Genomic DNA, 24,941 nt, shown 5'->3' with positions numbered 1-24,941 from the left:
ATCAGAAAGCGGGATCAGGATCATTTTCGCGAAGTCGCATCCGTTGGTTCTCGTCCATGACGGATGACACACAAACTCGGTTGCGTAACGAGTCGCACAGTCCGTTATTAATCTGGCATAATGGACAGGTACTCGATCCGCATGGCCCCTCTCTCCGTGTGATGATCCTGTCCTTAGAAGTCCGCCGCACGGCCCGCCCCACGGGAGCGTAAAACGGATTTCGCCCCTTTTTCGAACCAGGAGTAACCACAAAAGTGGCTGTAAAGATTCGCCTTAAGCGCTTTGGTAAAATGCGCGCCCCGTACTACCGCATCGTCGTCATGGACTCACACTCAAAGCGTGACGGCCGTGCCATCGAGGAAATCGGTAAGTACCACCCGACCGAAAACCCGTCCTTCATCGAGGTCACCAGCGACCGCGCTCAGTACTGGCTTTCCGTCGGTGCTCAGCCGTCTGAGCCTGTTGCCAAGATCTTGAAGATCACCGGTGACTGGCAGAAGTTTAAGGGACTCAAGGGCGCCGAAGGCACCTTGAAGACCAAGGCTCCCAAGGTTCCCTTCGTAGCTCCGGAAGCCAAGAACGTTGTTGTCAAGGAAGCCATCACCAAGAAGGCCAAGAAGGCTGACGAGGCAGAGGCAACCGAGAGCACCGAGGCCGAGTAACTTGTTGGCTGAAGCGCTGGAGCACCTTGTTCGCGGGATAGTTGACTCTCCCGAGGACGTCAAGGTGAGCGTCAAGAACAACCGCCGCGGGGAATCCCTCGAAGTGCGAGTTCATCAAGACGATCTGGGCCGGGTTATTGGCCGCCAGGGTCGCACCGCCCGTGCCTTGCGCACAGTGGTTGCCGCTCTGGCCCATGGCGAGCCGGTGCGTGTTGACGTTGTTGACACGGATCGCCGCCACTAACCTGGCCGGATCTTGGAGCAGCTAGCGCTGCATCAAGTTTTCAGCAGTAAAGCCAAACATTTGGCCCCGGCACCAACACGGTGACGGGGCCAAATTTTTCCCCAAATTTCAGCAACACATGAGGAGTACCCATGCAGGTCCAGGTCGCCCGGATTGGCAAGCCCCACGGCATTAAAGGTGAAGTGACTGTTCTGGTCCTCACCGACGCCCCCGACTCCCGCTTTAGTCCCGGCGCCGAGTTCGTTGTGGAACCGGCCACCATTGGCCAGCTCACCGTCAAGAGCTCGCGCTGGAACAAGGACATCCTCCTGCTGGGCTTCGAAGGCACCACCACGCGCAATGAAGCCGAGCTGCTGCGCGGCGCCAGCCTGTTCTTCGAATCCGATGATGACCAAGACGACGACGCCTGGTACGAACACGAATTGCTGGGCCTTGAAGTGCGGGTAGGCAAGGCCGTGGTTGGTAAGGTGACGGGGCTGCGGACCCAGGCCGTGCAGGATCTGCTCATCGTCGAAGACGCCGATGGGGACGAGGTTCTGGTCCCGTTTGTTGACGAGATTGTTCCCGAGGTCAACATCGAGGACGGTTATGTTCTACTGACCCCACCGGCCGGTCTGTTCACTGTCAACAAGGAAGTCAGTGCCAGCGACGAGTCCGGCGAGGCTGCCGATCTCACCGGCACCAAGCCCACCACCGGCACCGACGGTTCGGAAGGAACGCAGGCGTAATGCGCTTTGACGTAGTCAGCATCTTCCCCGAATACCTGGCACCCCTGGATCTGAGCCTGATCGGCAAGGCTCGCACGGAAGGGTTGCTGGAACTGGTAGTTCATGACTTGCGCAGCTACACGGCTGACCGGCACCGTACCGTGGATGACACACCCTACGGTGGCGGGGCAGGCATGGTCATGAAGCCGGAACCGTGGGCGCAGGCCCTCACCGACATTGCCGCCACCTCCCCCGCGGCCGACGGCGCACGGCCCACCTTGGTTGTGCCTGCCCCGGCTGGTGAGGTTTTCAATCAGGCTCTGGCCTACGAACTTGCCCAAGAGAAACATCTTGTCTTCGCTTGTGGCCGCTACGAAGGCATCGACGAGCGGGTGCTGGAATGGGCTGCGGAGGACTACATTGTCCGCCCCGTGAGCCTGGGTGACTATGTGCTCAACGGTGGCGAAGTTGCTGTGCTGGCCATGGTGGAAGCCATTGGCCGGCTCATCCCCGGTGTGGTGGGCAACCCCGAATCCCTCATTGAGGAGTCCCACTCTGACGGGCTGCTGGAATACCCCGTCTACACCAAACCCTCCAGTTGGCGGGATCGGGAAGTCCCCGAGGTGCTGCTGAGCGGCAACCACGGCAAGATTGCTAAGTTCCGGAGGGAACACCAGCTGCGCCGCACCGCGGAGCGCCGCCCGGATCTGATTGACGCTCTGGACGTCTCCAACTTCAGTAAAGCCGAACGCAACGTGCTCTGGGAACTTGGGTACGCCGTCGAGCATGGAAAAGCAATCAAACGCCAGGAAAGCTAGTTAACTCAATTAGTTCCAGAGCCTTGAGTGTGGCAAAATAGACAGATGTGCTCGACTGGGCGCGTTCCTGCTACAGGGGGAGCGTTCGTCAACAGGCAGCACACCGGTGTCCCATCCATGGGAACCGGTCCAATTCTTTCGCTTCCCAGGACTGGCTGTATGCCGCCCGCGGGAAACGTGACACAAAGTAAATGACCTGTGGCGTTTACCTGGAGTGAGAAAATGCATCTTCTCGATTCTGTTGACGCAGCCAGCCTGCGCAGCGACATCCCCACCTTCCGTGCAGGCGATACCGTTAATGTTCATGTGAACATTATTGAAGGTTCCCGCGCACGTGTTCAGGTATTCAAGGGCTTTGTCCTTGGCCGCCAGGGCGACGGCATCCGCGAGACCTTCACGGTCCGCAAGATCTCCTTCGGCGTCGGCGTAGAGCGTACCTTCCCGGTACACTCCCCGGTACTGGATAAGATCGAGGTCGTTACCAAGGGTGACGTGCGCCGCGCCAAGCTGTACTACATGCGTAACCTGCGCGGCAAGGCTGCCAAGATCAAGGAAAAGCGCGACAACCTTCCCACCAAGTAACAAAGGGATTCGCACTTTGACTCAAGCGAAACGCCAGTCCAGGAAACTGGGCTGGCGTTTTGTTGTTCTTGGCGTAGCGGTCATCTTTCTTTTCCTGGCATTGGTCCGCAATGTTTGGATGGATGTTTACTACATCCCGTCGGAATCCATGGAACCGCTGCTTCTCACCGGCGACCGCGTTTTGGTTTCCCGGGTGGCCTTCACCAACAGGGCCATTGAACGCGGCGACGTGGTGGTCTTTGACGGTAGGGGATCATTTGTGCCCTGGAATTCGGGGGCAGGAGACGTAGCTGACGCCATTGTGGGGGCCGGACAATGGCTGGGACTGGTGCCCAATGACAACATCTACGTCAAGCGCGTACTTGGCGTTGCCGGAGACACGGTCAAATGCTGCTCCGCGAGCGGATTGTTGGAGGTCAACGGCGTCCCTGTTACTGAGAGTTACCTGTATCCCGGGGATGATCCCAGCGCGTTGACGTTCGAGGTGCGCGTCCCACAAGGTAAATTGTGGCTAATGGGTGATCACCGCAATGTTTCCTTGGATTCCAGATCTCTTCTAGGAGCTCCCGGGGGCGGGCTGATTTCCACTGAACGGGTCATTGGTTCTCCGATCGCCACGGTGTGGCCACTAGGCCGAATGCACGTGCTTGAGCAGGCCTCCGGCAGTGGTAAGTACACCGCTGGGTTGCCGTAAACGTTTTTCTCACACCTGCCCCAGGTGTGGATGTAGGTAGCTAGAGATGACTTTGCTAAGGAAATAATCGCTGATGCAACACAATGTTCCAGAAGAGTCCGGTGAGCCGGCTCCCCAAGGGGAAACCACCCCGGAATCTTCAGATGCGAGGGTGCGTCAGGAGCATCGTGCCCGCCATTTGAAGTCAGAGCCGGCCACGCATGTTCCAGATTCTGCCGGACAGCGAGTAGGCAAGCAGGCGCTGGCATGGGGCAAAGAACTGCTCACCATTGTTGTTATTGCCCTGGTGTTGTCCTTCCTGATCAAGACTTTCCTGTTCCGTGCCTTCTACATTCCTTCCGGTTCCATGGAGAACACCCTGGAAATTAACGACAGGATCTTTGTGAACCTGCTCGTGCCCCAGCCATTCGCTCTCCAACGCGGGGACGTCGTCGTTTTCAAGGACACACAAGGGTGGCTCAAGCCGCAGACCAACGTCAACGGGCCCACAGGATGGCTCAGCGACGTGGCCACCTTCATTGGCCTGGCACCGGATAGTTCCCAACAGCACCTGGTTAAAAGGGTTATTGGCATGCCAGGAGACAAGGTTGTCTGCTGCAACAATGATGGAAAAATCACCATCAACGGCACTGCCATCACCGAGCCTTACCTCTTCCCTGGAGCGGCACCCTCGGACACCACTTTTGAGGTCACCGTCCCCGAAGGGCACTTGTGGGTCATGGGGGACCATCGCAACAACTCACAAGATTCGCGCTACCACCAGAGCTATGATCAGAGTGGCTTTGTCCCGATCGCCGATGTTGAGGGTAGGGCTGTTGTTATTGCCTGGCCGCTGTCCCGGTTAGGTTTCCTGGGCAACTACCCGGACGTATTTGCCGACGTACCGCAGCCGCAGAGTAAGAGCGTGAGCACCAGTGCCGACACCACGGCAGGCCCGTAATGGCAGCCGCGGCGCCCACCCTTGAGTGGGAGCGAGAACTCGCCGCACAGGGCTATTTTGCTGTGGCGGGGTGCGATGAAGTAGGGCGAGGCTCCCTGGCTGGACCTGTCAGCGTTGGCGTGGTCATCATCCATCCGGACACAGCCCGCGAACTACCCGGCGTCAAAGACAGCAAACTCTTGCGTGTATCAGTCCGGGAAGCACTGGTACCCGCCATCATTGATTGGGCTGCAGCCAGTGCTGTAGGCCATGCCCAGGCGCCGGAGATTGACGCCCTGGGATTGGTGAGCGCACTGCGGCTGGCTGGCAGCCGGGCCATGGCCCAGGCGGCAGCGACCGTGATTCCTGACTTTGTCATCCTCGATGGTAATCAGGACTGGCTTTCAGCTCCGGAGCCGGATCTATTCTCGCCCGCACACGAAGCAGAGGCTGCCGTGGCGCCGTGGCGGATCCAGACACGAATCAAAGCTGACATGACCTGCCTCTCGGTGGCGGCCGCCAGCGTCCTGGCCAAAGTGGAGCGTGATGGCATCATGACAGGGTTGGCTCAGGAATTCCCTGCGTTCGGCTGGGACTCCAACATGGGCTACGGAACCGTGGCACACAAGGCCGCCATTGCCAGCGAAGGCCCCACCGACCATCATCGCAAGACCTGGCGCCTGCTGTAGAAGCTGTCCCCGGCTCCGTTCGCCAGCGTGGCCCGTTGGATAAGTGGGCACTGCGTGATGGATGATGGATGCATGAGTGCTGAGGATCTGGAAAACTACGAGACTGAGATGGAACTACAGCTTTACCGCGAATACCGGGACGTGGTGAATCTGTTCAGTTACGTGGTGGAAACTGAACGCCGATTTTATTTGGCCAACCACGTAGATTTGCAGGCCCGCTCGGCAGACGGCGAAGTTTACTTTGACCTGACGCTGCAGGATGCCTGGGTATGGGATGTCTACCGTACAGCCCGGTTCGTCAAGAACGTCCGGGTCATCACGTTCAAGGACGTCAACGTTGAAGAGCTCATGAAGTCTGACGATCTGCAGATCCCCAAGGACGGCGAGTTGGGTTCCTTCGGCTGAGCAGCTTGGCACTGCCCTCAACTGTGCCTCACCTGAGCTGGCACTAACACCCTTGCTGCCAGCCACACCCTGAAGCCACACCGTGGGTCTAAGAACGACGCCGGAACTTGCCTTCCGCTCGTATTCTTTGCCGTGCGCTGTTCCTCCACAGCCGCCGCGTAGCCGGTACTGTCCACACTGGGGCCTTGCTCCCTTTATCTGCGCTCCGAACCCGGCAATGCTGGCCGTGGAGGCAGTCATGAAAGCAAAAGATATACTCGGCCAGACCGGTGAGCGGATGGCCGCAGACTTTTTGGAAGACCGCGGCATTCGGGTCATTGACAGCAATTGGCGGTGTCCTAGCGGCGAAATTGATCTCGTGGCGTTAGATGGTGGCGAACTAGTCATTGTTGAAGTCAAAACGCGCCGCTCCCGCCGGTATGGGGATCCCCTCGAAGCCCTGACGCAGGCCAAACTGTCCAGGCTGCGCACTTTGGCTGTGCTCTGGGCTAGGGAGCATCAGTACGTGGGAGGATCTTTGCGCATTGATGCTCTGGGCATTGTCATGGACACGGCTGGTCCGCCGAGCTTCGACCACCTCAAGGGGGTGGCTTGATGAGTATGGGACGGGCGTTTGCCGTGGCGCTAGTGGGCCTGAACGGGCACGTGATTGAAGTTGAGGCTGACATTGGCCAGAAATTGTCAAATAAATGACACATGGAAGATTTTTACGTCGGAAGGGTTCGTAACGCCAGTGGTAGTGCTATTTGTTGTCGTTGGGATTCCAAGTAAGCCGTTCCACGGGGGAGGCGGCAGCGCGGCGGTCGCGGTGCTGAAAGAGCTCGGCTGCGGAGGTCAAAATCAACAACGGTTTTTCATGCAGGGCCTTTATGCCGAGCTATCGTTGGCGGCCCGCGAGGCAACCGACGCCTCGTGTCGCGCTTCAAGGGCATCCAACAGCCGAACCATGGAAAGAAAGTTCCAGAACATCCATTCTAAATATTCTTCTCGTTCCTCGCTTTTCTGATTCACACGATGTCGGATTTCGTAGGTATTTGCGATCTTGAATATGTCGTCGACGTCACCCTTGGACGTCTTCCCTTCGAGATATTTTCTCTTGGGTTCTAGACGTCCAGCCAGAAGTGCTAGTGCGGCTCGTTTGTCGATGTTGTTAGCGTCACGAGCACGAAACATTCGGATAGCGTGCGCGACTTCATCAACTGGGTTCGCTTTTCGGTTCTCAACCTCGTCAGCCAAGAGCGTGTCTTGTACGCGGCTGAAATGGTGAATCAGTCGACCACGCTCAGCACCAACCATGCCTAACCTCAGGGCGGCCGTGTGCGATTCTAGGAGTGCGTTTACCCGCCAGCGATAGACTGCTTCGCCTGATTCCCGATTGTATTGTGAATAGTCGTATCCGCAGTTGTCCCAGTTATGCCACACTGCGGCACGGGGTCGTTGGGCATGATCGTGGAAATATTCGATCAAAGTGAACACGACCACGTCTGGGAGCAAACTGGCCGCCTCTGAAGTGAGAGGCCAGTCCACCTTTAGCTTCGTGGCCCGGCGTATCTCTTTGGAAACGTCTATGGAGTCTGACTGATCGTTGTCTTGGCATTCTTTCGGTAGGATCTTTGGAAAGTATCCCCCTGCGGACATCACTCCTATGAGCTCGATGAACTCCTCTCCCAAACTGATCCAATTACTCGGTTCTGAATCAACAAGACCGTCAGAATGACGTTCCGCGAAATAGACGGGGGACTGGTAGGCCCTTAGTCGGGACTCATCTGTCGTTAGAGCTTTGAGCCAGAGACGAGGTGAGTTTTCTGTCGATGGGGTCGGTGATGGAGTATCCCAAGAGTTGAGTACCAAGGTTGTAGTCGAAAACTTGGCCTCGAAGGTTTCTGGTGTTCCTTCGTCGTCGAACGATTCCCGTAGAAGTTGCTTGGTCCACGGGACTAGCTCGGATTCTTTGGCGTCATGAAGGATTCGCGTGGCCTCCCATACAAATAAAGTGCGGGGCCAAGACAAGGTATAGACAGGATCACTCATGGAATAACTCTAGTTGGTGACACAGACAACCAGGGTGCCAGTGAATCTAGGTCAATGTTTGACAAGCGCAGATTCTCGGCGCATCGCCGTCACTGTCTGCTCGTAATTATCTGGGATGGGGTCGCTGATAGGATTCGCTCATGGGGATACTGGGGCGCATTTTTGGTAGGTCGGAGCGGCAGAAGAGCGCCGAAGTGGCGAAGGTGGCGGAGTCTTTGCCCGTCGCGGAACCGGTGCAAGTGCGGACCGTCGAGGCTCCACCTCCGGTACAGCCTCGGGATGTGTTGCCGTCCGTACAGCCTCGCGAGGCCCCCGCGGAGCCAAGCCGGGCGGCGGGGGTAAAGTCCGTTATGTTGCCTCGCGGCGATTTGTCGATTCTCGATTTGCGAAGTGTCCAGTTCAAGCGAACGCGCATTGTCGGCTCGGCGTACTGGGTGACAGAGCGGGAGCGTTCAAGGTACGGAGGCACTGAGTATCTGCTCGTGCGGGAGCCTACAAACAAGTGGGACCAGTACGCCGTGGCCGTATACGGAAGGGGACGCAAGGTCGGGCACCTTTCCGAGGCGAAGGCGGCAGCGTTTGCGCCTATTTTGGATGCCCTCGGCTATGACGGTTACACCGTAGGCGGGGCGTCGGTGTCGGTAAATTCGATCCGGCTATGGGTAGATTTGCCGTCGATTCCGGCGCTTAGGAAGTTTGCGAACGAGCACGCGGCGGCTTAGTCGCTACGGGTCAGTGGCTCGGCTTAGGCTTATGGCATGGATACAAACGAAGTAACACTATGGGTTCAGGCTGGCGCTGTTGTTGTCGCCGTTGCTGCGTCGGTAGTTGCTCTTGTCGTGTCGGCCCTTGACCGAAAGAACTCGCGCCAGATCGCGGCGGCGGATCGGCGCGCAGCGCTGGAGCTGAGCCAGTTGTTGTTTCAACAGGAGTCCATAGTGAAGTTGGCTCAAACGTTGAAGCTTGCCCGTAATTCTGATACGGATGTCCGGGGAAGCCTCCTTGACGAGGCAGAGGCTCTGATTTATGCGGTAGGTCCTGAATTGCTGCCTCGGAACTGGGCTAAGGTCTCGACGAGAACAGATTCTAGAAAGCAAGAATTGATAGAGGGAGACAGCGTGAACCCAGAATTTCAGCGCTTGCTTGAAGTGCAGCTCGCATTGACCGGCCTGATGAACCAAATTAGAAAGCAAATGGTCGTGAAAGACGGGATTTAGTGTTCCATCATCAGTTCATGTGAATGCAAAAAGACCCCCGGCCTTTTGAAGGTCGAGGGTCTTTTTCTATACGGTGACCGTGCGATATTCGACGGGCCAGTTAGCCGCAAGCGCGAAAAGATCCCGTCTCCAGATGAAGAGATCGTGGTCTCGTTTTGAGGTGTTGCACGACTCGCACGCTCCGATTAGGTTCTTCGGCGCGTTTTAGCCCTCGCGACTCCGGGGCACTACGTGGTCGCCGTGCTCAGTCGGGGCCTCGCCGCAGTTGCAATAGATCCACGTATCGCGGCGCTCAATGCTCGGGAGGGTCTTCTCGTAGAGCCGAAATTCGGCGAGGCGGGCGCAGCGGCGCCAGTCGTCGCGTAGGCCGGTCGCCCTCGTGACGGCGGAGGCTACTTGCCCCGGTGTGCGGGCGGCGAGGCGCTGGAGAGTGGCGCTGGCGCTCGGCGTTGCGGTCAGATTCGACGCGGCGACGGTCGCGGGCCTTCACGGTTGCGGCGCCGGTTGGTGTCCTGATATGGGCGGCGTGCTCGACGGCTTTACACGCGGGGCACTGGAGCCGTCGGCCTCCGGGGCTATTGCGGTCAGCGGCCAGCTCCTTGGCGGGCGTGAGTACGCCACAAGTCCGGCACGTCGCGGCGTGTAGTACCTCGTCGGCGTCAGGGCCAGTGATCCAATGACGGACAGAGCCGGGGCGGGTACGCGAGCGCACGGCCTCGATTCGGATCTCTGGGGCGCTCATGCCTCGGCCTCCTTGGCTTTCTTGGCGGCGCGGGCTTCACGTCGGCGGCGGGCCTCGCACGGTCGGCATGAGTGGCGCAAGCCGTCAGTCTTGGATAGATCCACGCCGAACATGGCGAGCGGCAGCACTTCAGAGCACGCGGAGCACGTTTTGCCGCTGTGGCGCCGCCGATAGTCGAGGCGCTCTAGCGCCGCGGAGCTGAGGCCGGTCACTTGCTGGCCTCGGCGTAGGCCTCGCGGCGGCGTTCTGCCCGGCGGGCTCGCTTGGCGCGGAGTCGGCACGAGTTGCACTTGGGCCCGCGCCCGGTCGGCGAGGCGGTGCGCTCCGGGTACTTGAAGAATGGGCGGATCTGGCGGCAGCTTATGCACTGCTGGCGGGCGAGGGCGCCGCTGGCGTCGAAGTGCTGGGCCAGTGGGCCCGCGGGCGATTGGTAAATGGTTTCCATGGGATCTCCTTAGGGTCTGGGGCGAGCTACACGCCGCGGAAAAATCGAGCGAGGGCGGCGCGTAGCCGCGGATCATCGAGGGGGTGTGCCTTCAGGTTCTCGGCGCCCTTGGCGTCATTGATTGCCTTGGTCGCGAGGCTGGCGGCAGCTCGGGCCTCGGCGTGATTCCTGTGGAAGGTCTTGCCGCTTGGCGCCGTGACCACGATAGGCCGGGCGGGATCTTTGATCTTGCGCCAGTCCTTCGGGATATGCACGGTCACGCCAGAGTCGCCAGCGTAGAACCGGCCCTTTTGGAGCCGGTAGTTCTCGTGGGCGCCGTAGTAGGTCATATTGCGGTTGAAGTGGGCGCGTGCTTTGTCGTACCACTCGGGGTTAGGGGCCTTGACCTTATGGCCGCTGGCGTTCTTGTTGCCAGTGGGGGCGCCCTGCGGGCCTGAGGAGGGCGCGGCGGCGGGTTTAGGCTGAAATTCGGACACGGTTTGCTCCTTAGGACTTGACAAAAAGCTGAAAATTACTCGATTTTCTAAAAACCCCCAGACCCGCGCGCACAGTTGAACGCTATGCCGTAACGGTGCCGCGGCTACCCCGGCTAGGAGGTACCCCCCACCTCTCTGCGGCGTGGCTGGTACAAATCGGGGGCGGGGTTGGTACATAGTGCCGCGCCGTGGTGCGTGTAAACACTTTGCGCGGTTGGTGCTGAGTTGTTTACACGCACTGGCGCGGGCTGGCTGACGCTGGCGCTGGCGCTAACCTTCTACGATCGTGTACTGCTCCATGACTTTGTCGAAGGTGAAGGCTGTGAGCTGAGGCCTTTGCTCTTCGAGGATCTGGGCTACACGTTCAGGACTACCAACTAGGCAAGCGCGGAGATCGTCGAGGTGATTACTCACGCGCTCCTGTACTACTGCTTCCACCTGAGAGAGCCGGAGGGTGCGGGCCTTGATCGGCACGGCCCGGCCTTGGTGGGTGTAGCCTACTTGGCCGGGGCGATCCTTGCCGCGGGGGCTGGTGTGCCGGGGGGTATCTTTGCGCGGGCGAGTCTTGGGATGGGTAGGGTTGCGCCGGTTGGCGAGGGCGGGCACTGATTCAAGCGGGCCATTCACGCGGGCGAACTCGGCCATGGCTTGCTGTCTGATGCTGGTGAACTCCTCGGGCGGGAGCTGCTCGACGCCTCGGCGTGTGAGCTCGGCGCGTACCTCGCGGAGGTAGTAGGTCTTAGCCGCCTCGCGCCAGTGGCCGCGGCTGGTGAAGTGGGGGGCTGTGTTGGTGGTCATTGGCGAGAGATCCTCTCTTGATAGGGGTCAGGTATGGGGCGAGGGCGCCCGGCTTAGCGTGGATAGCTGGGCGCCCTCGTGGTTAGTGCTGGTGGTTAGCGGTTGGCTCTCGCTGCGGCGGCGATAGCGGCGGGGTCGAACTCGCCGCCGTTCTGCTTATCCGCGATCACTGCGCGGGCTGCATCCAATGCCTGTTGAGGCGTGATGCCTTCGGCGCGGGCGGCGGCTTCAAAGCGCTCACGTTCAGCGGCGGTGAGCTCGTCCACTGTTGCGGGGAGCTGCTGATTCTTCTTGATTACCCGGTCAACGATTGCGGGCACATCTTCCATGCGGACCATTTGAGGTCTCCTTACTGTGTGGGGTTGGGGTTGGATGTTGCCAGCGCAAGAGCGGCTCTGACGCCTTCGAGGTATGCCGCAACTTGCGCGGCGGCGAGTTCCTGGGCTTTCATTTGCTGCGTGCTTCCTTGGCGCGAGCCTTGAGCTTGAGGCTTGCCAGTTCGCCAGCCTCGCGCTCTAGCTGCATGGCGTCGAGGTCGGCCTGAGTGATTACCTCGGCGCCCTCGGCTGCGGCGGCTGCGGCGTCTACGTCGAAGGACACGAGAGCCCTAAGGGCGCGGAGCGAGACGCTGAAACCGCCGTCAAACTGGCGTTCGTCGGCGCCTGTTATCCGGTGCGGATCTCGGCCCGGTTTGCCTGCCACTTCATAGGCGCGGCGGGTCGTGGCGTACAGCTCTTCGATCGTGTCGAGGGCCTCGGCCAGCTTCGGCGTATTCTCGGCGATCACTGAGGCCGCGAGCTGCTGGCGGTCGAGGGTCGAGCCTTCGATCAGGTCGGCATAGGCGCGGGCTAATTTCCGGCCTTCGGCGGCGTGCGCTTTGGCGTCCGCATAGATCTCAAGGTGGGCAGCTTCGGCGGCGTCGAGCTGGGCCTGAGTGATCCGCTGCGCTGCGCGGTCGCGCCGGGCCTGAAGCACGATCTCGGCGCTTGGCGCGATCCGGGCCATGATCTTCTTGGCGGCTTCATTGTGGGCCAGCCATGCGGCGCGAGCCTTCGAGGCGCCACGGATAGCCGCGACTACGAAGGGCTCGAAGGGGTCGCCGTCGGGCTTGTGGTTGTAGCCGGTGAAGAGGGCGAGGCCGTTGTCAGTGGTGCTAATTGAGAGCTTGCTCATGGGTGTGATTCCTATCTGTGGTTGGTGGTGCTATTTGGTACCGCGAGGGGCGCTCGCGGGGTCTAGGGGTTAGGGAGCCGGTAGGTCTTCACACCGCCAGTGCCGCGCCACGAGGGGGCGAGGAGCTCGTCAGCGACGCGGTAGAAGATCCGGGGGCCGGGCGTCTCGTGGTCTGTCTCCTCGTCCTCTCGCCAGCACTGGAAGGAGTGCGCGGCGAACTGGTAGAGATCCGCGGCGGCTATCTTCTCGCCGGGCTGTGGGCCGATTGGGGCCGGGTCTTCGAGGGTCGGAATGAGTACCTCGGAAATCCACCAACGGGCCGCGGCCTCCTCGGCGGCGTTCTCGCGTTCGCGCTGCTTGGCCTTGCGCTGCGCTGGCGTCATGGCCGGGGGCCGTGGCGCGGCTGGTGGGCGCCAGACTGGGGCAGCTTGCCGGGTGGCTTTCAGGGCGTCGGCGAGGTAGGCGCTCACTGAGCCCGTATCGCCTTCAGTCATGAAAAGCTTCAGGTCTCGATACGGGCGCCCTGCGTCGGGCCGGTCCGGCAGACTGGCGAGGTCCTCGCGGAGCTGCTGGGCGAGGTGAACCATGTTTACCGGGGTCGGTTCACCCTCGGCGCCGTGGTCGCGGAAGAGGAGCGCGGAGCCGCTGCGGTAGACGTCGCGGGCGAGCTTCAGCGTCGGGAGCGCGAAGGTCTCGGCGAGGATACGGGGGCCGGGTACTTCGATCGTCACGCCAGAGTCAAGGCGGCGGGTCACTGGGCGGTCGGCGCGTGCCGGGCGGTAGGCGGCGCCGTCGCGGAGGGCGGCGAGGCCGTCGGCTGGAGTGGTCATTTTGGGGGTATGTCCTAACGTGGTGGTGAGGTCTAGTGACTGAAGATGTCACTAATGGTGTTTCTCTCTATTACTGGGTTACTTTTACGACGGCACACACACTAGAGAGAGGTATAGGGGCTACGGCTCAAAACACCATTCGTGACACATTGGTTCACTCATTGGCTTGATATGGGCACCGCCCGCCTCCCTCGGCGGATCTACCGGCGTAGGGCCCGCTCGGCCTCGCGCTGGATCTCGGCGAGTACGACGGGATCGGCGCCAGCGGCCAGCGCGGCGGTCATTCTGGCGAGGATCTCGGCACGTACCTCGTTACGTTTGTGGAAAGCGGCAACGCGGCACGAGGGCGAGCAATACACCTTGCGCGGGTCTGCGTCTTCGGCGATCTCGTGTGCTGAGTTGTGCTTGCATTGGCGAGCCATAGCGTCGCCTCCTTTCGTGGTTACATAACGGAAGATGGTCAATAAAAACGCGGTGGCTAGATACCCATCTACCGGCCCGGCCCTGAGAAGATACGGGGGTTAGTGGGTATCTTCAGGACCGGGCGCGGAGCGGGACCGCCACCACAGCAGGTTTGAGAGCTAGGAGCGCCGCGAGGGCAGCACTTTTTCAGGCTCAACTATGGAGTGGGCCTGAGAGCCCCAAGTGTGCAGATTTTGGCGAACTATTTTCGCCGGATCTGGAGCACTGCGGGCAGCTCTAGTGTCACCATAGAAGGGAGCCACGGAGCCCCAACTGTGCAAGATTTGGCAAACTATTTTTGCCGGATCTGGCAGTACGGGCAGCGCTTTTTGCCTCTATATAAGTAGCGGGCCACGCGGGCCCCAACTGTGCAAGATTTGGCAAACTATTTTTGCCGGATCTATGCCCCGCGTCGGGGCGGCAGCATTTTTGCTCTCATATACGTAGAGGGCCATGGAGCCCCAACTGTGCAAGATGGGGGCCTATTTTTGATAACGGCTCGGTAACAGTTGAGAGCCCCGCCAGAGACGCAAGAAGGGCCCGCGCCGGATCTGGCGGGGCCCTTCAGGGGGTACTTCTGGCGGTGGTGTTTACACGTCGGCGGGGCCGTCGTCCGATTCCTGGGCGTGTAAACGCGCCTCCTCGGCCTTCAGGACGGCGAGCGCGTCGGCCACCGTCCAGCGGTGCCAGTCGCGGCGGGTCGGGGCGGCGGTTAGTTCCATGGGCTGCGGGTCGTCGTAGATACGACGCCGTGCTGGGTTTAGGGGTTCACTCGGCGTCATAGTCTTCTACCTCCCCGGGGTTGGTCCACTTCCACGGAATATCGAGCCGTGTTTCATCCATGCGCCGGGAGCCTCTCACGGCGGGCTTGACGACGATAGGGCCGTCCAGCGCCGAGACAACCAGCTTGCGCCGTCCGTCCACGTCACGAGCCTGCCACGCCTCGGCGAAGGTCTCGCCAGTCGCCACGGTCTCACTCGTGACGACGGCGGGCGCCGCCTCTAGCTCGGCTCGCTTGGCGTCAAGCTTGGCGATACGGGCGGCGATTTCGGGATAGTCAGCGCCGGGTTGCTTCATATCCTCGGCGGCGGCGTCGATAGCTTGGCGGACCTGTGCCAGCTCGCTAACGTCTGGGGCGGTCTCGCGGACCTCGTAGACGTCGAACGTGCCAGCGACGGCGAGGAGATGCGCGGCAACGTGATCCTCTAGGGCCTCGGCGTTGATGCTCACCTTTGCCGGGCAAGCGCCAGCCGGGGCGGCGCACACATAGCGAGCGGCTCGCGTGCCGTCCTTTAGCTTGTTGGTGTAGTTGACGCGGAGCGGCCCGCCACATGTAGAGCACGCCGTCACTCCAGAGAGGAGCCTAGCGGCCCGCGTGCGGCCAGCGCCGGGCATGGAGTTGTAACTAGGGCGCCTTGCCAGCGCGGCCCGCGCCTGCGCCAGTTCGTCGGCGTTGACGATGGGAGGCCAGACAACCTCGGGGAGGCCGTCGTCTCCCAAGATGGGGCGGTGCGTGCGCGAGTTGTCGCCGGGGCGGCGGTGCGTCATGTGCCCCAGTAGTGAGTCGCGGCGGATCAGGTCGGCCACGCCTGAGGCGCTCCAGCGCTCGGAGCGGCGGGGCTTGATTCCGTCGGCGTTTAGGTCCTTGGCGATCCTGTAGCCGGTTTGACCGTCAAGGAGCGCGTCAACGATACGCCGGACTATCGCGGCCTCGGCGGGGTCAATTTCGAGGGCACGGCCCTTGCCTGATGGGTGAGGTATCGAGCGGTAGCCGTAGGGGAGCGGACCGGAGTGCTTGCGGGTAGCGCGTTGGTACTTGCGAGCGCCAGCGACGCGGGAGCGGATCAGCTCGCGCTCGGTGCGGCCCATGGCGGCGAGTAGGGCAACTTGAATATCCCAAGTGGGCGTATCGGAGCGTAGGCCGTCGGCGAGGGCTACGAAGAGCGCGGGGGAGCCCTTGGCCTTGCGGGCGTCGAGGACGTCCTGAAGGTCTGCCACAGCACGGGCGCCCATACGGCTCCACCTGTCGAACTTCAGGACGGCTATGACGTCGGCGCTTCGATCGTTTAGCATTTTTAGTGCAGTATTGGCGTTCTCTCGGGGCTTGCCACCACTTAGGCCGTCGTCGGTATAGGTTGCAACAATCTGCCATCCCTCGCGCTCGGCGAGCTCTTGCAGTTGCTTGTTTTGGCTGGCGATTGAAACGCTCTCCTCTTTGGAGACGGAGAGGCGTAGATAGAGGATCGCTTTCTTTGGGGCTGAAAGAATTGTCATGTGTCAATTATCAGATATTGGCCAAACCCTGCCAGCCTTTGTTCTGTTAGGACTTCCTGACGCGTCACTTTCGGAAGCTCGGGAGAGGATCCGTTCGGCATCGCAAAACTCTGGGATCCCTTTGAGCAGGAGGAAGATCACCGTCAATTTGGTGCCAGCATCGCTGCCCAAAAAGGGCTCGGGCTTTGACCTTGCCATTGTGATGGCAGCTTTGAATGCGGCCGGGGATGTGCACCGCACTGGGGGTACGGTATTTATTGCCGAACTGGGACTGGATGGGCGGCTCCGGCCAGTTCGTGGAGTCTTGCCAGCTGTCCTGGCCGCGTGCACGGCTGGTTGCGAGGACTTTGTTGTGGCCACAGCAAATTTGGCAGAGGCGCGGCTGGTGAAGGGGGCCAAGGTCCGCGGCTATGACAATCTTGCCCAAGTGGCTCTGGCTTTCAATGCAGACCCAAAGAAGCTGTGCGGGGTTCAAGGGGGCTGGCAGGGCGGGGATTTTGCGCAGATGGCCGGAACACCAGCTGCTGCGGCTCAACCGCAGGCGGATCTGGCTGAGGTAGCAGGCCAGCCCGTGGCACGGCTGGCTTTGGAGATTGCTGCCGCGGGCGGCCACCACCTGATGATGGTGGGGCCGCCGGGATCTGGCAAGACCATGCTGGCCGAACGGTTGCCAGGACTCTTGCCGGATCTTAGCGATGCCGAAGCCATGGAGGTCACGGCCATCCATTCCCTCGATCACAGAGGTTCCGGGCTAAGGGAGCTTCTCCGGCGACCGCCGTATGAGCGCCCGCATCATTCGGCCAGCACGGCGGCCATCATTGGCGGTGGCAGCGGAATTCCCCGGCCCGGTGCCGCCACCAGGGCACATCGTGGGGTGCTATTCCTGGATGAGGCTACAAATCTATTACACCCCATAGTATATTCGAAGAATAGGAAATGCCAAGACATTGATGGATATCAGGAAAATATCCTAGGAATGAGCTAGGAACATGGGCAATTGCCCTGACTGCTAGACGATCATATTTGAGAGAAGTTGAAGTGCAGCTTTATCCTGTACCTTCAAAGAAACGCCGCTGGCTTGGGTTGACTTCTTGATATATTGGAGAAAAACGGCTTCGTTCATTAGTGACTATTATATCAATTCTGGGCTTGGGTTAGAAGGGCTTTCTTACCCGTCGCATTTACCTGGGTAGCCCGCTATCGTAAATACATGAGCGAAAGAGCTGAGCACAAGGCGTGGGCTGCAATGGCGCTCCACGCCGCTCAGTTCGCCGCAGAGCATGGTGGAGACTCAATGAGTCCTGATGACCAGCTCACCTACGAGGGGCTCATGCAGGACGTCCAGGCGTCTGCTGAGCGGCATGATTCAGTTCGTGACGAGACGGGCTCTTGAACGGCCGGCTTTGTCTGTGCTCGTTGGTACGCTTGCCTGAGTAGCCAATGCGAACAAGGGGGACGTTTTGAAGGTTTTTATTAGCTGGTCGGGGGAGCGGAGTAAAGCAGTCGCTACTCAGGTCAAGCAGTGGGTTGGGCAAGTGTTCCAGGGGTCGGAAGTCTTCATGAGCGATGAGGACATTATGGCCGGTACGAACTGGTCCGAGCGCATCAAGAAGGAGCTCGCCGACACCACTGTAGGCATCATCTGTATGACACCTGAGAACCAAGACGCCAAATGGATAAATTTCGAAATGGGCGCACTCTCTAAAGAGGTGACTGACGGAGATACCCGGGTGATCCCTCTCTTGATCGGATTTGATAGTACTCAACAAGTCGGTCAACCTGCAGCATCTTTGAACATGGTCATGCTCAACAAAGACGGTTTTAAAAAAATAGCCTATTCGCTCAATCAGGTGATGGAGCACAAGCGCGAGCACTCTGCTGTTGATCAGGTCACCGAAATGTGGTGGAAGGAATTATCAGACGACATTGAGGCGGCAGCTAGTGAAGTACCTGACAAAGCGCCACCGCCACGTACAGAACGAGCAATGGTTGAAGAGATTCTTGATACGGTACGTGGCATATCCAAGCAATTGCCATTGACCGTAGTTAGGAAGAGTCGAACACCTAACATGTTCGATGAAAAAGAGCGTCAGGTCTACACTGGTGTCGTTTCAGAGATGATCGGGGATGATTTTGGATACATTCTCTACTCGTTTAACATTGAAAATGGGCTGACAATTAAGACGGAGAAAGAGATTACCGGAACCCTAGCCTTTGACATTACGTCGAGGCTCCGATCTGTCCGCCCTGAGATGTCGGTATCGTTTGATGTTTTAGATGGGTCAGAATTGGGTCTGGCGCAACAGATGAAAGAGGAATCTAGCTAGAAAACCATGTTGACTTTATTGATGTCGCGCCCAATAATCATGCGCAGCTAGGGATCGCAATAGGCGATTGCTATGTACATGAAAGCAGGTGATTGAAGTGGGATATAAATCAATCCGCACTTCAGACATCAGCGGGGAAGTCCTCGCAGATGACAAGGTGATCACTGTCGTGGTCCGGAGCGAAGGCAAACTGTTTGATGCCGCGGCTGAAGAGCTGACGGGCCTCAAGCGGCTGACCAACGTCGTCGAGGTTGAACTGCGTCATGCAGACGGCACGTCCGAGGAGTTCATTGTAAACAAGTCGGATTTCGACAAGGTCGTGACGGCCGAAGTCTTGGCCAATGCAGATTCCATCAGGGGTCGCAGAAATGGGTTCACCCCCAAAGCTCCTTAACTGGAGCTTCACAGCATCAAAGTCCCTATCTTCCATTCGAGCTCAGCTCTGGAAGGTAGGGACTGTTTTAATTTGGGGCAAGGAATAAGCCGTCACCACTTGGGTAACGGCTCTTCCACGGTTGGAACTGGCTTTCACGCGGCAATGGCTGAAATGACTCTGGCCTGGTCAACCAACGCCCACCGTTCAGCGAGTGAAGCAGCGGCCTTGTATGCATCCGTCCAGTCGCTGTAGCGCATCTGGTTTCCACTCCAAGTATGCATGTCGTTGAGGGTGGTGACCTGAACGGCGTAGCACGGGGTATTGAGGAGTAGATCAACCAACTCGGCCGGCACATCTTGGCTATCGCCTTCATCGTCAGGCTGTCCAACAATGATGACATCGCCAACCAAGATGTCGTTGCCACGGAAGCGGCTGTTGTGAATCCACAAAACCAGAGTTGCCCTGGCGTTCTGGTCAAGGCCGATCAACTTTCCATCTTCGTTGACAAAGATGGTGGCATCTGGCCGCTCGATGTCGATCGCTTCGATCAGTCCACCAACTGCGCTCTGCATGTCCTTCAGGCCGTTCAACTCGAGTACTTCAAGGGGCTTTGTTTGATCCGCCGGGATCAAGATTCCTCTGGGCATCGCAATCACTTCCAATCGTGGGATTGTCTCCACAGCCTCATAGCTGCGGAGGAAGCCCCGCGATCAGGGTTACTTCTTCTCCTTCTTGGGCTTCTTGTTGGAGCAGTACGGACAGTCCTTTACTAGGCACTTCTTCTCGCCAGGACTTACGATGTTGCCTGCACGGCACTCTTTCCAGGATGAACGGCTTTCGCTGGGCTTGATGTGGTCCTGGTCCACTACTTCACCGGTGGCAATCTTGACGATGGGAGCGCGTAGCTTCTTGATCTCCACCTTGTGTTGCTGAGTCTCTGCAATAAGGTCTACGAGGTCGCTGAAGCGAATAGTTGCCAGGACTTCGTCGTCAGCCTGAAACACCACTGTTGGGATTCGGCTAAAGCTGGCGCCACTAACTGCTTGCCGCCACCACTCTTTGATCTTGATGGTCTTGTGGTTCTTCACTTCTATATCTAAGGGGGTGTCTTGGAAGTAGTCGGATATGTCCATCTTCTGGTGGCTACCTGCACCACTTCGCTTGTCCCGACTTACGCGGGCACCCAACTTCTTCTTCAGGAGCTTGGCCACTTGGTTCTCTAGGCTCTTGCCCTTTTCGCTTGATTCACTCACATCACCTCCTTAGGTGTTTAAATTGCGTCCAGAATGCCTTGTTCCACCGGTAAGGTAATGAGCCCCCATTTCACCAAAGGTTGAACACCTTATCGGGGGAACAAGGCACTGCACTGAGATGAGGGTCTATCCCAGTGCAGTACTTCACAGTCTGAGTAGACGAGGAAAATGGAGAAAAACTCGTCTACCCGGTTGAGCGCATCAGGTAACTGTAAAAAACGTACGCAAGTCCTTTTAGGGTCTTATGTGATTTTTCATGATGCGTTCAACTGGTCTGCCTCGATCAGATTTTCAATGCGAGTGTTTGTTGCCGTGGAGGGGCTGGCACCTCGGCTCCACACGGTCTTTGAATTAACGGGCAACACCTCTTGCGCTACGGTTTGGCCGTCGCGACGACAACGCACAGGCTGTCGATTTCATGTTTCAGTTTCTTGTACTCGTTCCTTTGGCGGTTCCTGTTAGAGGTCCGGCGTTGCTCGAGTTCCATCTCGGACTCAAGCTTTTCAAAGGAAAGGTGTAGGGAATCGAGCTTACTAATATGCTTCCTCCTGCCAAAGAGTTTGAGGCTTTGGCGTTATATTGTCAATCCTTCATCCATATCAACGTTCGCGGATGCATATGGTGCAAGTTTCATGAGTCTTATCTTTTCGTTCAACTCCGCAATCGCCTGCTCCGGCCAAATAACCTGTTCATGTGCGATATATGATCTGACAGCCGCTCGTGTTAGATGAATCCACCCACCCACCAGCGCATGTTCCTGTTTGATTGCAAGCAGGTGGCTCGGAGAATTCTTTTGAGGATGCCCCCAACCCAACTTAGTAAAGATGTAATCTGTCATTAGCTTCGAGGTCTTCTGCACATAGCGGTATATCTCGGGAGCAATGAGACCAATCTCCTCAACTGCTTCGATTACTGGTCGCATTTCTGCGAATCTGGTGCGGATGGTGTCGTGATCCAATACTGCACTAGGTGACTCGAATCTATGAACGTCCTCCATTGTCGCGAAGAACTTCACGAAAAGGGCTGTTTTATGGTCCAGACTACGATCCCGGCGTTTGGCCTCGGCTTCGCGTTTCCAGCGCTCTTCGGTATCTTCGGCCTGCTTCTTCTCCCGCTTGCCAGTAAAGATGGCAGCAACTATCTGCGCTCCAACTGCGCCACTGGCACCGATGCCAGCTCCGCCGAGCGCCAAAAGGATTGCCTGTTGTGTGATTTCCCCTGCCATGTGATGACCCTACCAACTGATACGTTCGCTACATGATCTGGATGGGCCAACTGAAGTAGCTCACGGGTCGCATAAGGTCGTAGCGGTCAAAAACATCCTTCTTTGATTCAGTCAGAATGCCTCGATTATTGCGCAGCCACGTCACGCCCTGTGCATCGCGGAAGCAGATCTCATACGACGGCTGGAAGCCGGCGCCTGCCCAGCCTGCTGGCGCGGGCACTTCAAGAGTTGACTCTGGTGGGACGAGGCGAAGGATCTGACCAGCCTCGGGGAAAGCCGGAGGTTTCCCCTCGGACTCATGTCTGCCGTCCACCATGACCGCGTATATGTCGTAGACGACCGCGCCAGAGCTATTTCTAATCTTGGCATTGCCTGAGTAATCGTCGAACCAGGCCGTTACATCTTTCGCCTGGGCAGCGCGTTCTGCATTCTTGTGGCGGCGGCGCTCCGTGAAGAGTTGATAGACCGTTGCCAGGAAGGCCAACGTGGTGATGCCGCTGATGATCAAACTGGTGAAGTCAGTGCAAGCCAGGGCTCCCACGGTGCATATGTTGGACATTCAATCATCCTAGCCAGTGGTGCGTTCAACCTGGCTATGCCGCTGACACCAGAGCCACAGCTTGGTAAAAGCTTCTACTGGAGTCCAACCGAATTCATAGTCCGGTTCAAATTCGGCTCGGTACTTGTCTCCAAACTTCCACAGGCATATGCCAACGCCATTGACCGTCTTTGGAAGCTGGTTCAGCACTTCATCGACAATCGGCGCGGCAAACACGCGCGTGTGCTTTCCCCCAACTGTCAGATCCTCATAGTCCCCAGCTATCAGCTTCACCTCACCAGTCACGATGACTTGGTAATACTTGTAAACGGTGTCCTGAGGGAAGCCTGCCGCCTTCAGCTGTTTGGCTTGTTCGAAGCTGACTACGTAGTTATCCACGTTCAGCTCCCAGGTCGTATGTCGAGCCATCCTTACGCGTCACACGCATCGCTAGGATGTCGTTTCGGTTGAGTAGCCGGCAAACATCATCGCGGTCATCGTAGAAGACCTGAACGCCCAACTCTTTGCACTTAGCGAGCTTTAGTTCGGGGGATTGAGCTGGCGAATCAAACACCACCTCGTGCACTCTGACTGAATTCGGGAACCCCAGAACCGTTAGAGCTGTTGCGATCGTGCCGACTCGCCTGTGACCGACTGCGGAAATGACTACAACTTCATCACCGTTCTCCAGGTGCATCATCGCCAGTTCGCGGAAGTAGGTGGGGTAGTGGCTGATGACCTGCCAGTAGTCGAAGCCGACGATCATTTGGTTAGCTCCCCGGCATCGTCTAACGCGACCCCTAGTTTTAGGAGAGCCTTTAGTGGGTTGTCAGCAGACACTACTACGTGTGTAAAGAAGGAACCTCTTTCATCTGCGCCGCCAACATTCGCAACTGCTTGGATATTGCCGCCACTCTCTATCGATATATAGACACTGTCGCCATTGTAGGACTCATGGTACTTACGGATCAGCTTCTCGAGTAGGTAGTCAGAGGTATATTCAGGGATACTGGTCCCATTCCGGCCTTGCATCCTCTTGAACTCTCCGTTACTGAAAAGGTCGGTGTAACTCCACTGGGGGAAACTAGGCTGCCACCGTGTTCGCTCAAACACTTCCTTGCACAGTGCGAATAGTTCTTGGTCGATCATTACTTCTTATTCCTGATTACTTTTAATACGTATACGATGCCGTTCAGGCGCTTGTACGTCGTCATGGTCGTCAACCTGCCATCGACATCGATTGATACCTGGGAGCGCTTGAACAGCAGCTTGAAGCGCATTGCCCGTGTCATTGAGACACTTGGGCGCACGGTTCGGGGGTTGAACATGTTTGGGCTATTGATCACCCGAGAATTGACGGTTGTATAGGGCTTCATCACCAACCGCATCTTCCTGGGCGACCGTCACAACCATGACCAGCTCGTTGCCGGGGGCAAGCCTCAAAACGGTGGAGGAGACGTTGCCGCCAGGTCATGATTTAGACTCCCTAAACGCCTTTTGGACTTCTTCAAAAGCCTGCCGCTCACCTCCTTGATCTGGGTGGTGCTTCAGAAGCTGTTGTCGGTAGGCCGCTTTGATGACTTCCGGACTGGCAGTAGGTGCGACTTCGAGAACTTCGTACCAGAGTCGTGCCTGGTAGGGAGTGACGATTGTGGCTGCTGGCAGAGCTTTGAATCCTCGGAAGGCGGCATTCACCATCTCTTTGGCTCCCCAGCGGTCAAGACCACGTAGGGCCCCGATCGATAGTGCAATTGCATGGAGATTGTCGGCCACGCCGTTCCATCGGTCGCAGGGGAAGCATTGATCTTCGCCATTGAGAGTGAAGTAGACAGCCACACCTTTGTCTTCAGGAGTTGCCTGTTTTCCCCTGTAAGTGCCGTCGACATTGACGACCATATTTTGTAGATATGACAACGTTGGCTGCTCCCAGTAACCGGAGCTCAACCTTCAACTCTTCTCTGGCTGCAGCGAGCGGCGTCTTGAATTGCGATCGCTGCGGCTTCTCGGATCGAATCCATGCGGTAGGCCATTGGAGTGGATACGCAGTCATCATGACTGAACCTCTTTCTTGACGGCAAAGACTTGGCTGCCATTTAGGTAGAGGCCTCTACTGATTCCAAACAAGCCTGCATTCGGCCATACGCCTTCGTACGTCACGCCATTGAAAGTGATGATCGTGTAGAAGGCCTTGTCGTATTGGCCGTTGTATCTTGTGAACCCAGCTGGAACCGGGCGGTCCTTGCGTCTATTACTCATTCGTCACCTCCTCGGGCTGTCGCCCGGCTTTGATTATTTTGTCGGTTGCAGTGAATACCTGACGGATGGATTGGTCGTCCGGCTGTTCACCGCGCAACCAGTGTTGTACGTAGGCGCGACTTTCAGCTGCATCGAATTGGTCGTGTGCTTCGATCTCATTCATGACCAGATACGCGGTTCCTTCAGCTTGGAACTCCTTCAGTCCTCGATGCTGCAGATAGTCGTCGTGCTGCCCCTCTGATGTATGGCCGATGACTATGTGCCCTAGTTCATGGGCAAGTGTCTTCATGGGGTATTTGGCTACCGGATTGATGGCTAACTCTTGACCCCGCGAGAATCCTTGGGTGTTGCCGTTCAAGCTATCGAAGGCGACTTCGCGAATCGCCAGCGTAGCCATTGCACGTTCCGGGCTCCAGAGCTTTGGCTCGTATTCAGGGAGAGGATCACCTTCAGTGTCTGAGACGGTAAACAGGCAGTTGATCATCTTGAAGCCGCGCACCTTTTGTTCCTCGACACCCTGGTCGTCAGTTTCCTTGCGGAGCATCGGCCGCAGAATGCCCTTGGCCTTGCTGCCTTTCTGGACTTGCCGGCCCATGTCTTGCCACCGCTGGTAGGTATTAACGGGCTCCAGAACGCCCTGCTGGAACAACAGCACTTGGTTGAGCAAGCTGTAATTGTAGAAACGAGAGTAGGTGTCTGACATTCCGCCTGGCATAGTCAGAGCTTCTTCAAGTAGGTGCTGCCATTCAAGCTTTACTGGCTCTACTTCTTTGGATCGTCCGCTATGGCGCTCCATGA

At 58.0% G+C, this 24,941-nt stretch carries 34 protein-coding genes and 1 pseudogene; 16 read left to right on the top strand and 19 right to left on the bottom strand.

The genetic code is table 11. The features are described from left to right. Positions 1–254 precede the first annotated feature (254 nt). The 10 genes from rpsP to ABIB48_RS12870 all read left to right on the top strand — a co-directional run bounded on the left by rpsP (position 255) and on the right by ABIB48_RS12870 (position 6,315). Positions 255–662, top strand: coding sequence for a 30S ribosomal protein S16 (gene rpsP, locus ABIB48_RS12915; protein WP_110107348.1), 408 nt, complete (start codon positions 255–257; stop codon positions 660–662). 1 nt (position 663) lies between these two features. Continuing rightward, positions 664–906 (top strand): RNA-binding protein, encoded by a 243-nt coding sequence (locus ABIB48_RS12910; protein ID WP_315913230.1) that lies wholly within the window; start codon positions 664–666, stop codon positions 904–906. Between the two features lie 131 nt (positions 907–1,037). Next, entirely contained in the window at positions 1,038–1,634 is a 597-nt protein-coding gene (rimM, locus tag ABIB48_RS12905) for a ribosome maturation factor RimM (RefSeq protein WP_110107352.1), read from the top strand. Continuing rightward, positions 1,634–2,431, top strand: coding sequence for a tRNA (guanosine(37)-N1)-methyltransferase TrmD (gene trmD, locus ABIB48_RS12900; RefSeq protein ID WP_354213228.1), 798 nt, complete (start codon positions 1,634–1,636; stop codon positions 2,429–2,431). Before rimM ends, trmD begins: the two co-directional genes overlap by 1 nt. Positions 2,432–2,653: 222 nt before the next feature. Then, the gene (gene rplS / locus ABIB48_RS12895) at positions 2,654–3,013 is read left to right on the top strand and encodes a 50S ribosomal protein L19 (protein ID WP_110107356.1); all 360 of its coding nucleotides are present in this window, start codon (positions 2,654–2,656) and stop codon (positions 3,011–3,013) included. A 16-nt stretch (positions 3,014–3,029) separates the two neighbouring features. Next, positions 3,030–3,707, top strand: a complete 678-nt coding sequence (lepB, locus tag ABIB48_RS12890) for a signal peptidase I (protein ID WP_354213227.1) — start codon at positions 3,030–3,032, stop codon at positions 3,705–3,707. A gap of 73 nt (positions 3,708–3,780) precedes the next feature. Then, positions 3,781–4,647, top strand: coding sequence for a signal peptidase I (gene lepB, locus ABIB48_RS12885; RefSeq protein ID WP_354213226.1), 867 nt, complete (start codon positions 3,781–3,783; stop codon positions 4,645–4,647). Continuing rightward, a complete protein-coding gene (gene rnhB / locus ABIB48_RS12880; RefSeq protein WP_354213225.1) occupies positions 4,647–5,315 on the top strand; it encodes a ribonuclease HII in 669 nt (222 codons plus the stop codon). The genes lepB (ABIB48_RS12885) and rnhB overlap by 1 nt, the downstream gene beginning before the upstream one ends. A gap of 72 nt (positions 5,316–5,387) precedes the next feature. After that, positions 5,388–5,720, top strand: a complete 333-nt coding sequence (locus ABIB48_RS12875) for a DUF2469 domain-containing protein (RefSeq protein ID WP_110107364.1) — start codon at positions 5,388–5,390, stop codon at positions 5,718–5,720. Between the two features lie 238 nt (positions 5,721–5,958). Continuing rightward, on the top strand, positions 5,959–6,315 hold the full coding sequence (locus tag ABIB48_RS12870; protein WP_315913235.1) for a YraN family protein: 357 nt from the start codon (positions 5,959–5,961) through the stop codon (positions 6,313–6,315). A gap of 272 nt (positions 6,316–6,587) precedes the next feature. Here the strand turns inward: ABIB48_RS12870 and ABIB48_RS12865 are convergent, their stop codons facing one another. After that, a complete protein-coding gene (locus tag ABIB48_RS12865) occupies positions 6,588–7,751 on the bottom strand; it encodes a hypothetical protein (protein WP_354213224.1) in 1,164 nt (387 codons plus the stop codon). 140 nt (positions 7,752–7,891) lie between these two features. On the opposite strand from ABIB48_RS12865, the gene ABIB48_RS12860 reads away from it, so the two are divergent. Both ABIB48_RS12860 and ABIB48_RS12855 read left to right on the top strand, forming a co-directional pair. After that, complete coding sequence (locus tag ABIB48_RS12860) at positions 7,892–8,473, top strand: HIRAN domain-containing protein (RefSeq protein ID WP_354213223.1); 582 nt, start codon at positions 7,892–7,894, stop codon at positions 8,471–8,473. 36 nt (positions 8,474–8,509) lie between these two features. Further along, positions 8,510–8,968, top strand: coding sequence for a hypothetical protein (locus ABIB48_RS12855; protein ID WP_354213222.1), 459 nt, complete (start codon positions 8,510–8,512; stop codon positions 8,966–8,968). Positions 8,969–9,918: 950 nt separating this feature from the next. On the opposite strand, the gene ABIB48_RS12850 is transcribed toward ABIB48_RS12855, so the two are convergent. The 9 genes from ABIB48_RS12850 to ABIB48_RS12810 all read right to left on the bottom strand — a co-directional run bounded on the left by ABIB48_RS12850 (position 9,919) and on the right by ABIB48_RS12810 (position 16,168). Next, on the bottom strand, positions 9,919–10,155 hold the full coding sequence (locus ABIB48_RS12850) for a hypothetical protein (protein WP_354213221.1): 237 nt from the start codon (positions 10,153–10,155) through the stop codon (positions 9,919–9,921). Between the two features lie 26 nt (positions 10,156–10,181). Further along, on the bottom strand, positions 10,182–10,631 hold the full coding sequence (locus tag ABIB48_RS12845) for a hypothetical protein (RefSeq protein WP_354213219.1): 450 nt from the start codon (positions 10,629–10,631) through the stop codon (positions 10,182–10,184). A gap of 270 nt (positions 10,632–10,901) precedes the next feature. After that, positions 10,902–11,429 carry a hypothetical protein gene (locus ABIB48_RS12840; RefSeq protein WP_354213218.1) on the bottom strand — a complete coding sequence of 176 codons (528 nt, stop codon included), beginning with the start codon at positions 11,427–11,429 and terminating at the stop codon, positions 10,902–10,904. Between the two features lie 95 nt (positions 11,430–11,524). Beyond that, positions 11,525–11,767, bottom strand: a complete 243-nt coding sequence (locus tag ABIB48_RS12835) for a hypothetical protein (RefSeq protein ID WP_354213216.1) — start codon at positions 11,765–11,767, stop codon at positions 11,525–11,527. A 109-nt stretch (positions 11,768–11,876) separates the two neighbouring features. Beyond that, on the bottom strand, positions 11,877–12,602 hold the full coding sequence (locus ABIB48_RS12830; protein ID WP_354213215.1) for a hypothetical protein: 726 nt from the start codon (positions 12,600–12,602) through the stop codon (positions 11,877–11,879). A 62-nt stretch (positions 12,603–12,664) separates the two neighbouring features. Beyond that, positions 12,665–13,432 (bottom strand): hypothetical protein, encoded by a 768-nt coding sequence (locus tag ABIB48_RS12825; protein ID WP_354213214.1) that lies wholly within the window; start codon positions 13,430–13,432, stop codon positions 12,665–12,667. Positions 13,433–13,632: 200 nt separating this feature from the next. Then, positions 13,633–13,854 (bottom strand): hypothetical protein, encoded by a 222-nt coding sequence (locus ABIB48_RS12820; protein WP_354213212.1) that lies wholly within the window; start codon positions 13,852–13,854, stop codon positions 13,633–13,635. A gap of 630 nt (positions 13,855–14,484) precedes the next feature. Further along, positions 14,485–14,676, bottom strand: coding sequence for a hypothetical protein (locus ABIB48_RS12815; RefSeq protein WP_354213210.1), 192 nt, complete (start codon positions 14,674–14,676; stop codon positions 14,485–14,487). Next, positions 14,663–16,168: a recombinase family protein gene (locus tag ABIB48_RS12810; protein ID WP_354213208.1), complete on the bottom strand. Its 1,506-nt coding sequence runs from the start codon at positions 16,166–16,168 to the stop codon at positions 14,663–14,665. Before ABIB48_RS12810 ends, ABIB48_RS12815 begins: the two co-directional genes overlap by 14 nt. Between ABIB48_RS12810 and ABIB48_RS12805 the strand changes: the two are divergent. The 4 genes and pseudogenes from ABIB48_RS12805 to ABIB48_RS12790 all read left to right on the top strand — a co-directional run. Continuing rightward, positions 16,167–17,063 (top strand): annotated as a pseudogene (locus tag ABIB48_RS12805) (ATP-binding protein); the annotation flags it as partial. The gene ABIB48_RS12810 and the pseudogene ABIB48_RS12805 overlap by 2 nt on opposite strands. Positions 17,064–17,378: 315 nt before the next feature. Then, complete coding sequence (locus tag ABIB48_RS12800; protein ID WP_354213207.1) at positions 17,379–17,561, top strand: hypothetical protein; 183 nt, start codon at positions 17,379–17,381, stop codon at positions 17,559–17,561. A 67-nt stretch (positions 17,562–17,628) separates the two neighbouring features. Then, positions 17,629–18,495, top strand: a complete 867-nt coding sequence (locus ABIB48_RS12795) for a toll/interleukin-1 receptor domain-containing protein (protein WP_354213205.1) — start codon at positions 17,629–17,631, stop codon at positions 18,493–18,495. Between the two features lie 97 nt (positions 18,496–18,592). Then, a complete protein-coding gene (locus tag ABIB48_RS12790; protein WP_354213204.1) occupies positions 18,593–18,889 on the top strand; it encodes a hypothetical protein in 297 nt (98 codons plus the stop codon). Positions 18,890–19,023: 134 nt separating this feature from the next. Here the strand turns inward: ABIB48_RS12790 and ABIB48_RS12785 are convergent, their stop codons facing one another. The 9 genes from ABIB48_RS12785 to ABIB48_RS12745 all read right to left on the bottom strand — a co-directional run bounded on the left by ABIB48_RS12785 (position 19,024) and on the right by ABIB48_RS12745 (position 24,939). Then, on the bottom strand, positions 19,024–19,518 hold the full coding sequence (locus ABIB48_RS12785) for a DUF3846 domain-containing protein (protein WP_354213203.1): 495 nt from the start codon (positions 19,516–19,518) through the stop codon (positions 19,024–19,026). A gap of 69 nt (positions 19,519–19,587) precedes the next feature. Then, entirely contained in the window at positions 19,588–20,124 is a 537-nt protein-coding gene (locus ABIB48_RS12780) for a putative PDDEXK endonuclease (RefSeq protein ID WP_354213201.1), read from the bottom strand. Between the two features lie 574 nt (positions 20,125–20,698). Then, a complete protein-coding gene (locus ABIB48_RS12775; RefSeq protein ID WP_354213200.1) occupies positions 20,699–21,349 on the bottom strand; it encodes a hypothetical protein in 651 nt (216 codons plus the stop codon). Positions 21,350–21,377: 28 nt separating this feature from the next. Further along, positions 21,378–21,908 carry a hypothetical protein gene (locus tag ABIB48_RS12770; RefSeq protein WP_354213199.1) on the bottom strand — a complete coding sequence of 177 codons (531 nt, stop codon included), beginning with the start codon at positions 21,906–21,908 and terminating at the stop codon, positions 21,378–21,380. Between the two features lie 9 nt (positions 21,909–21,917). Next, positions 21,918–22,286 carry a hypothetical protein gene (locus tag ABIB48_RS12765; RefSeq protein WP_354213197.1) on the bottom strand — a complete coding sequence of 123 codons (369 nt, stop codon included), beginning with the start codon at positions 22,284–22,286 and terminating at the stop codon, positions 21,918–21,920. Then, positions 22,279–22,653 carry an HAD family hydrolase gene (locus ABIB48_RS12760; protein WP_354213195.1) on the bottom strand — a complete coding sequence of 125 codons (375 nt, stop codon included), beginning with the start codon at positions 22,651–22,653 and terminating at the stop codon, positions 22,279–22,281. Before ABIB48_RS12760 ends, ABIB48_RS12765 begins: the two co-directional genes overlap by 8 nt. Positions 22,654–23,357: 704 nt before the next feature. After that, positions 23,358–23,831, bottom strand: coding sequence for a J domain-containing protein (locus tag ABIB48_RS12755; RefSeq protein WP_354213194.1), 474 nt, complete (start codon positions 23,829–23,831; stop codon positions 23,358–23,360). Between the two features lie 105 nt (positions 23,832–23,936). Continuing rightward, the gene (locus ABIB48_RS12750; protein ID WP_354213193.1) at positions 23,937–24,143 is read right to left on the bottom strand and encodes a hypothetical protein; all 207 of its coding nucleotides are present in this window, start codon (positions 24,141–24,143) and stop codon (positions 23,937–23,939) included. After that, entirely contained in the window at positions 24,136–24,939 is an 804-nt protein-coding gene (locus tag ABIB48_RS12745) for an ArdC-like ssDNA-binding domain-containing protein (protein ID WP_354213192.1), read from the bottom strand. Before ABIB48_RS12745 ends, ABIB48_RS12750 begins: the two co-directional genes overlap by 8 nt. Between the last annotated feature and the right edge of the window lie 2 nt (positions 24,940–24,941).

The organism is Arthrobacter sp. UYCu511, from assembly GCF_040547105.1.
GTDB lineage: Bacteria > Actinomycetota > Actinomycetes > Actinomycetales > Micrococcaceae > Specibacter > Specibacter psychrochitiniphilus.
This window is presented reverse-complemented; position numbering and strand designations above follow the sequence as displayed.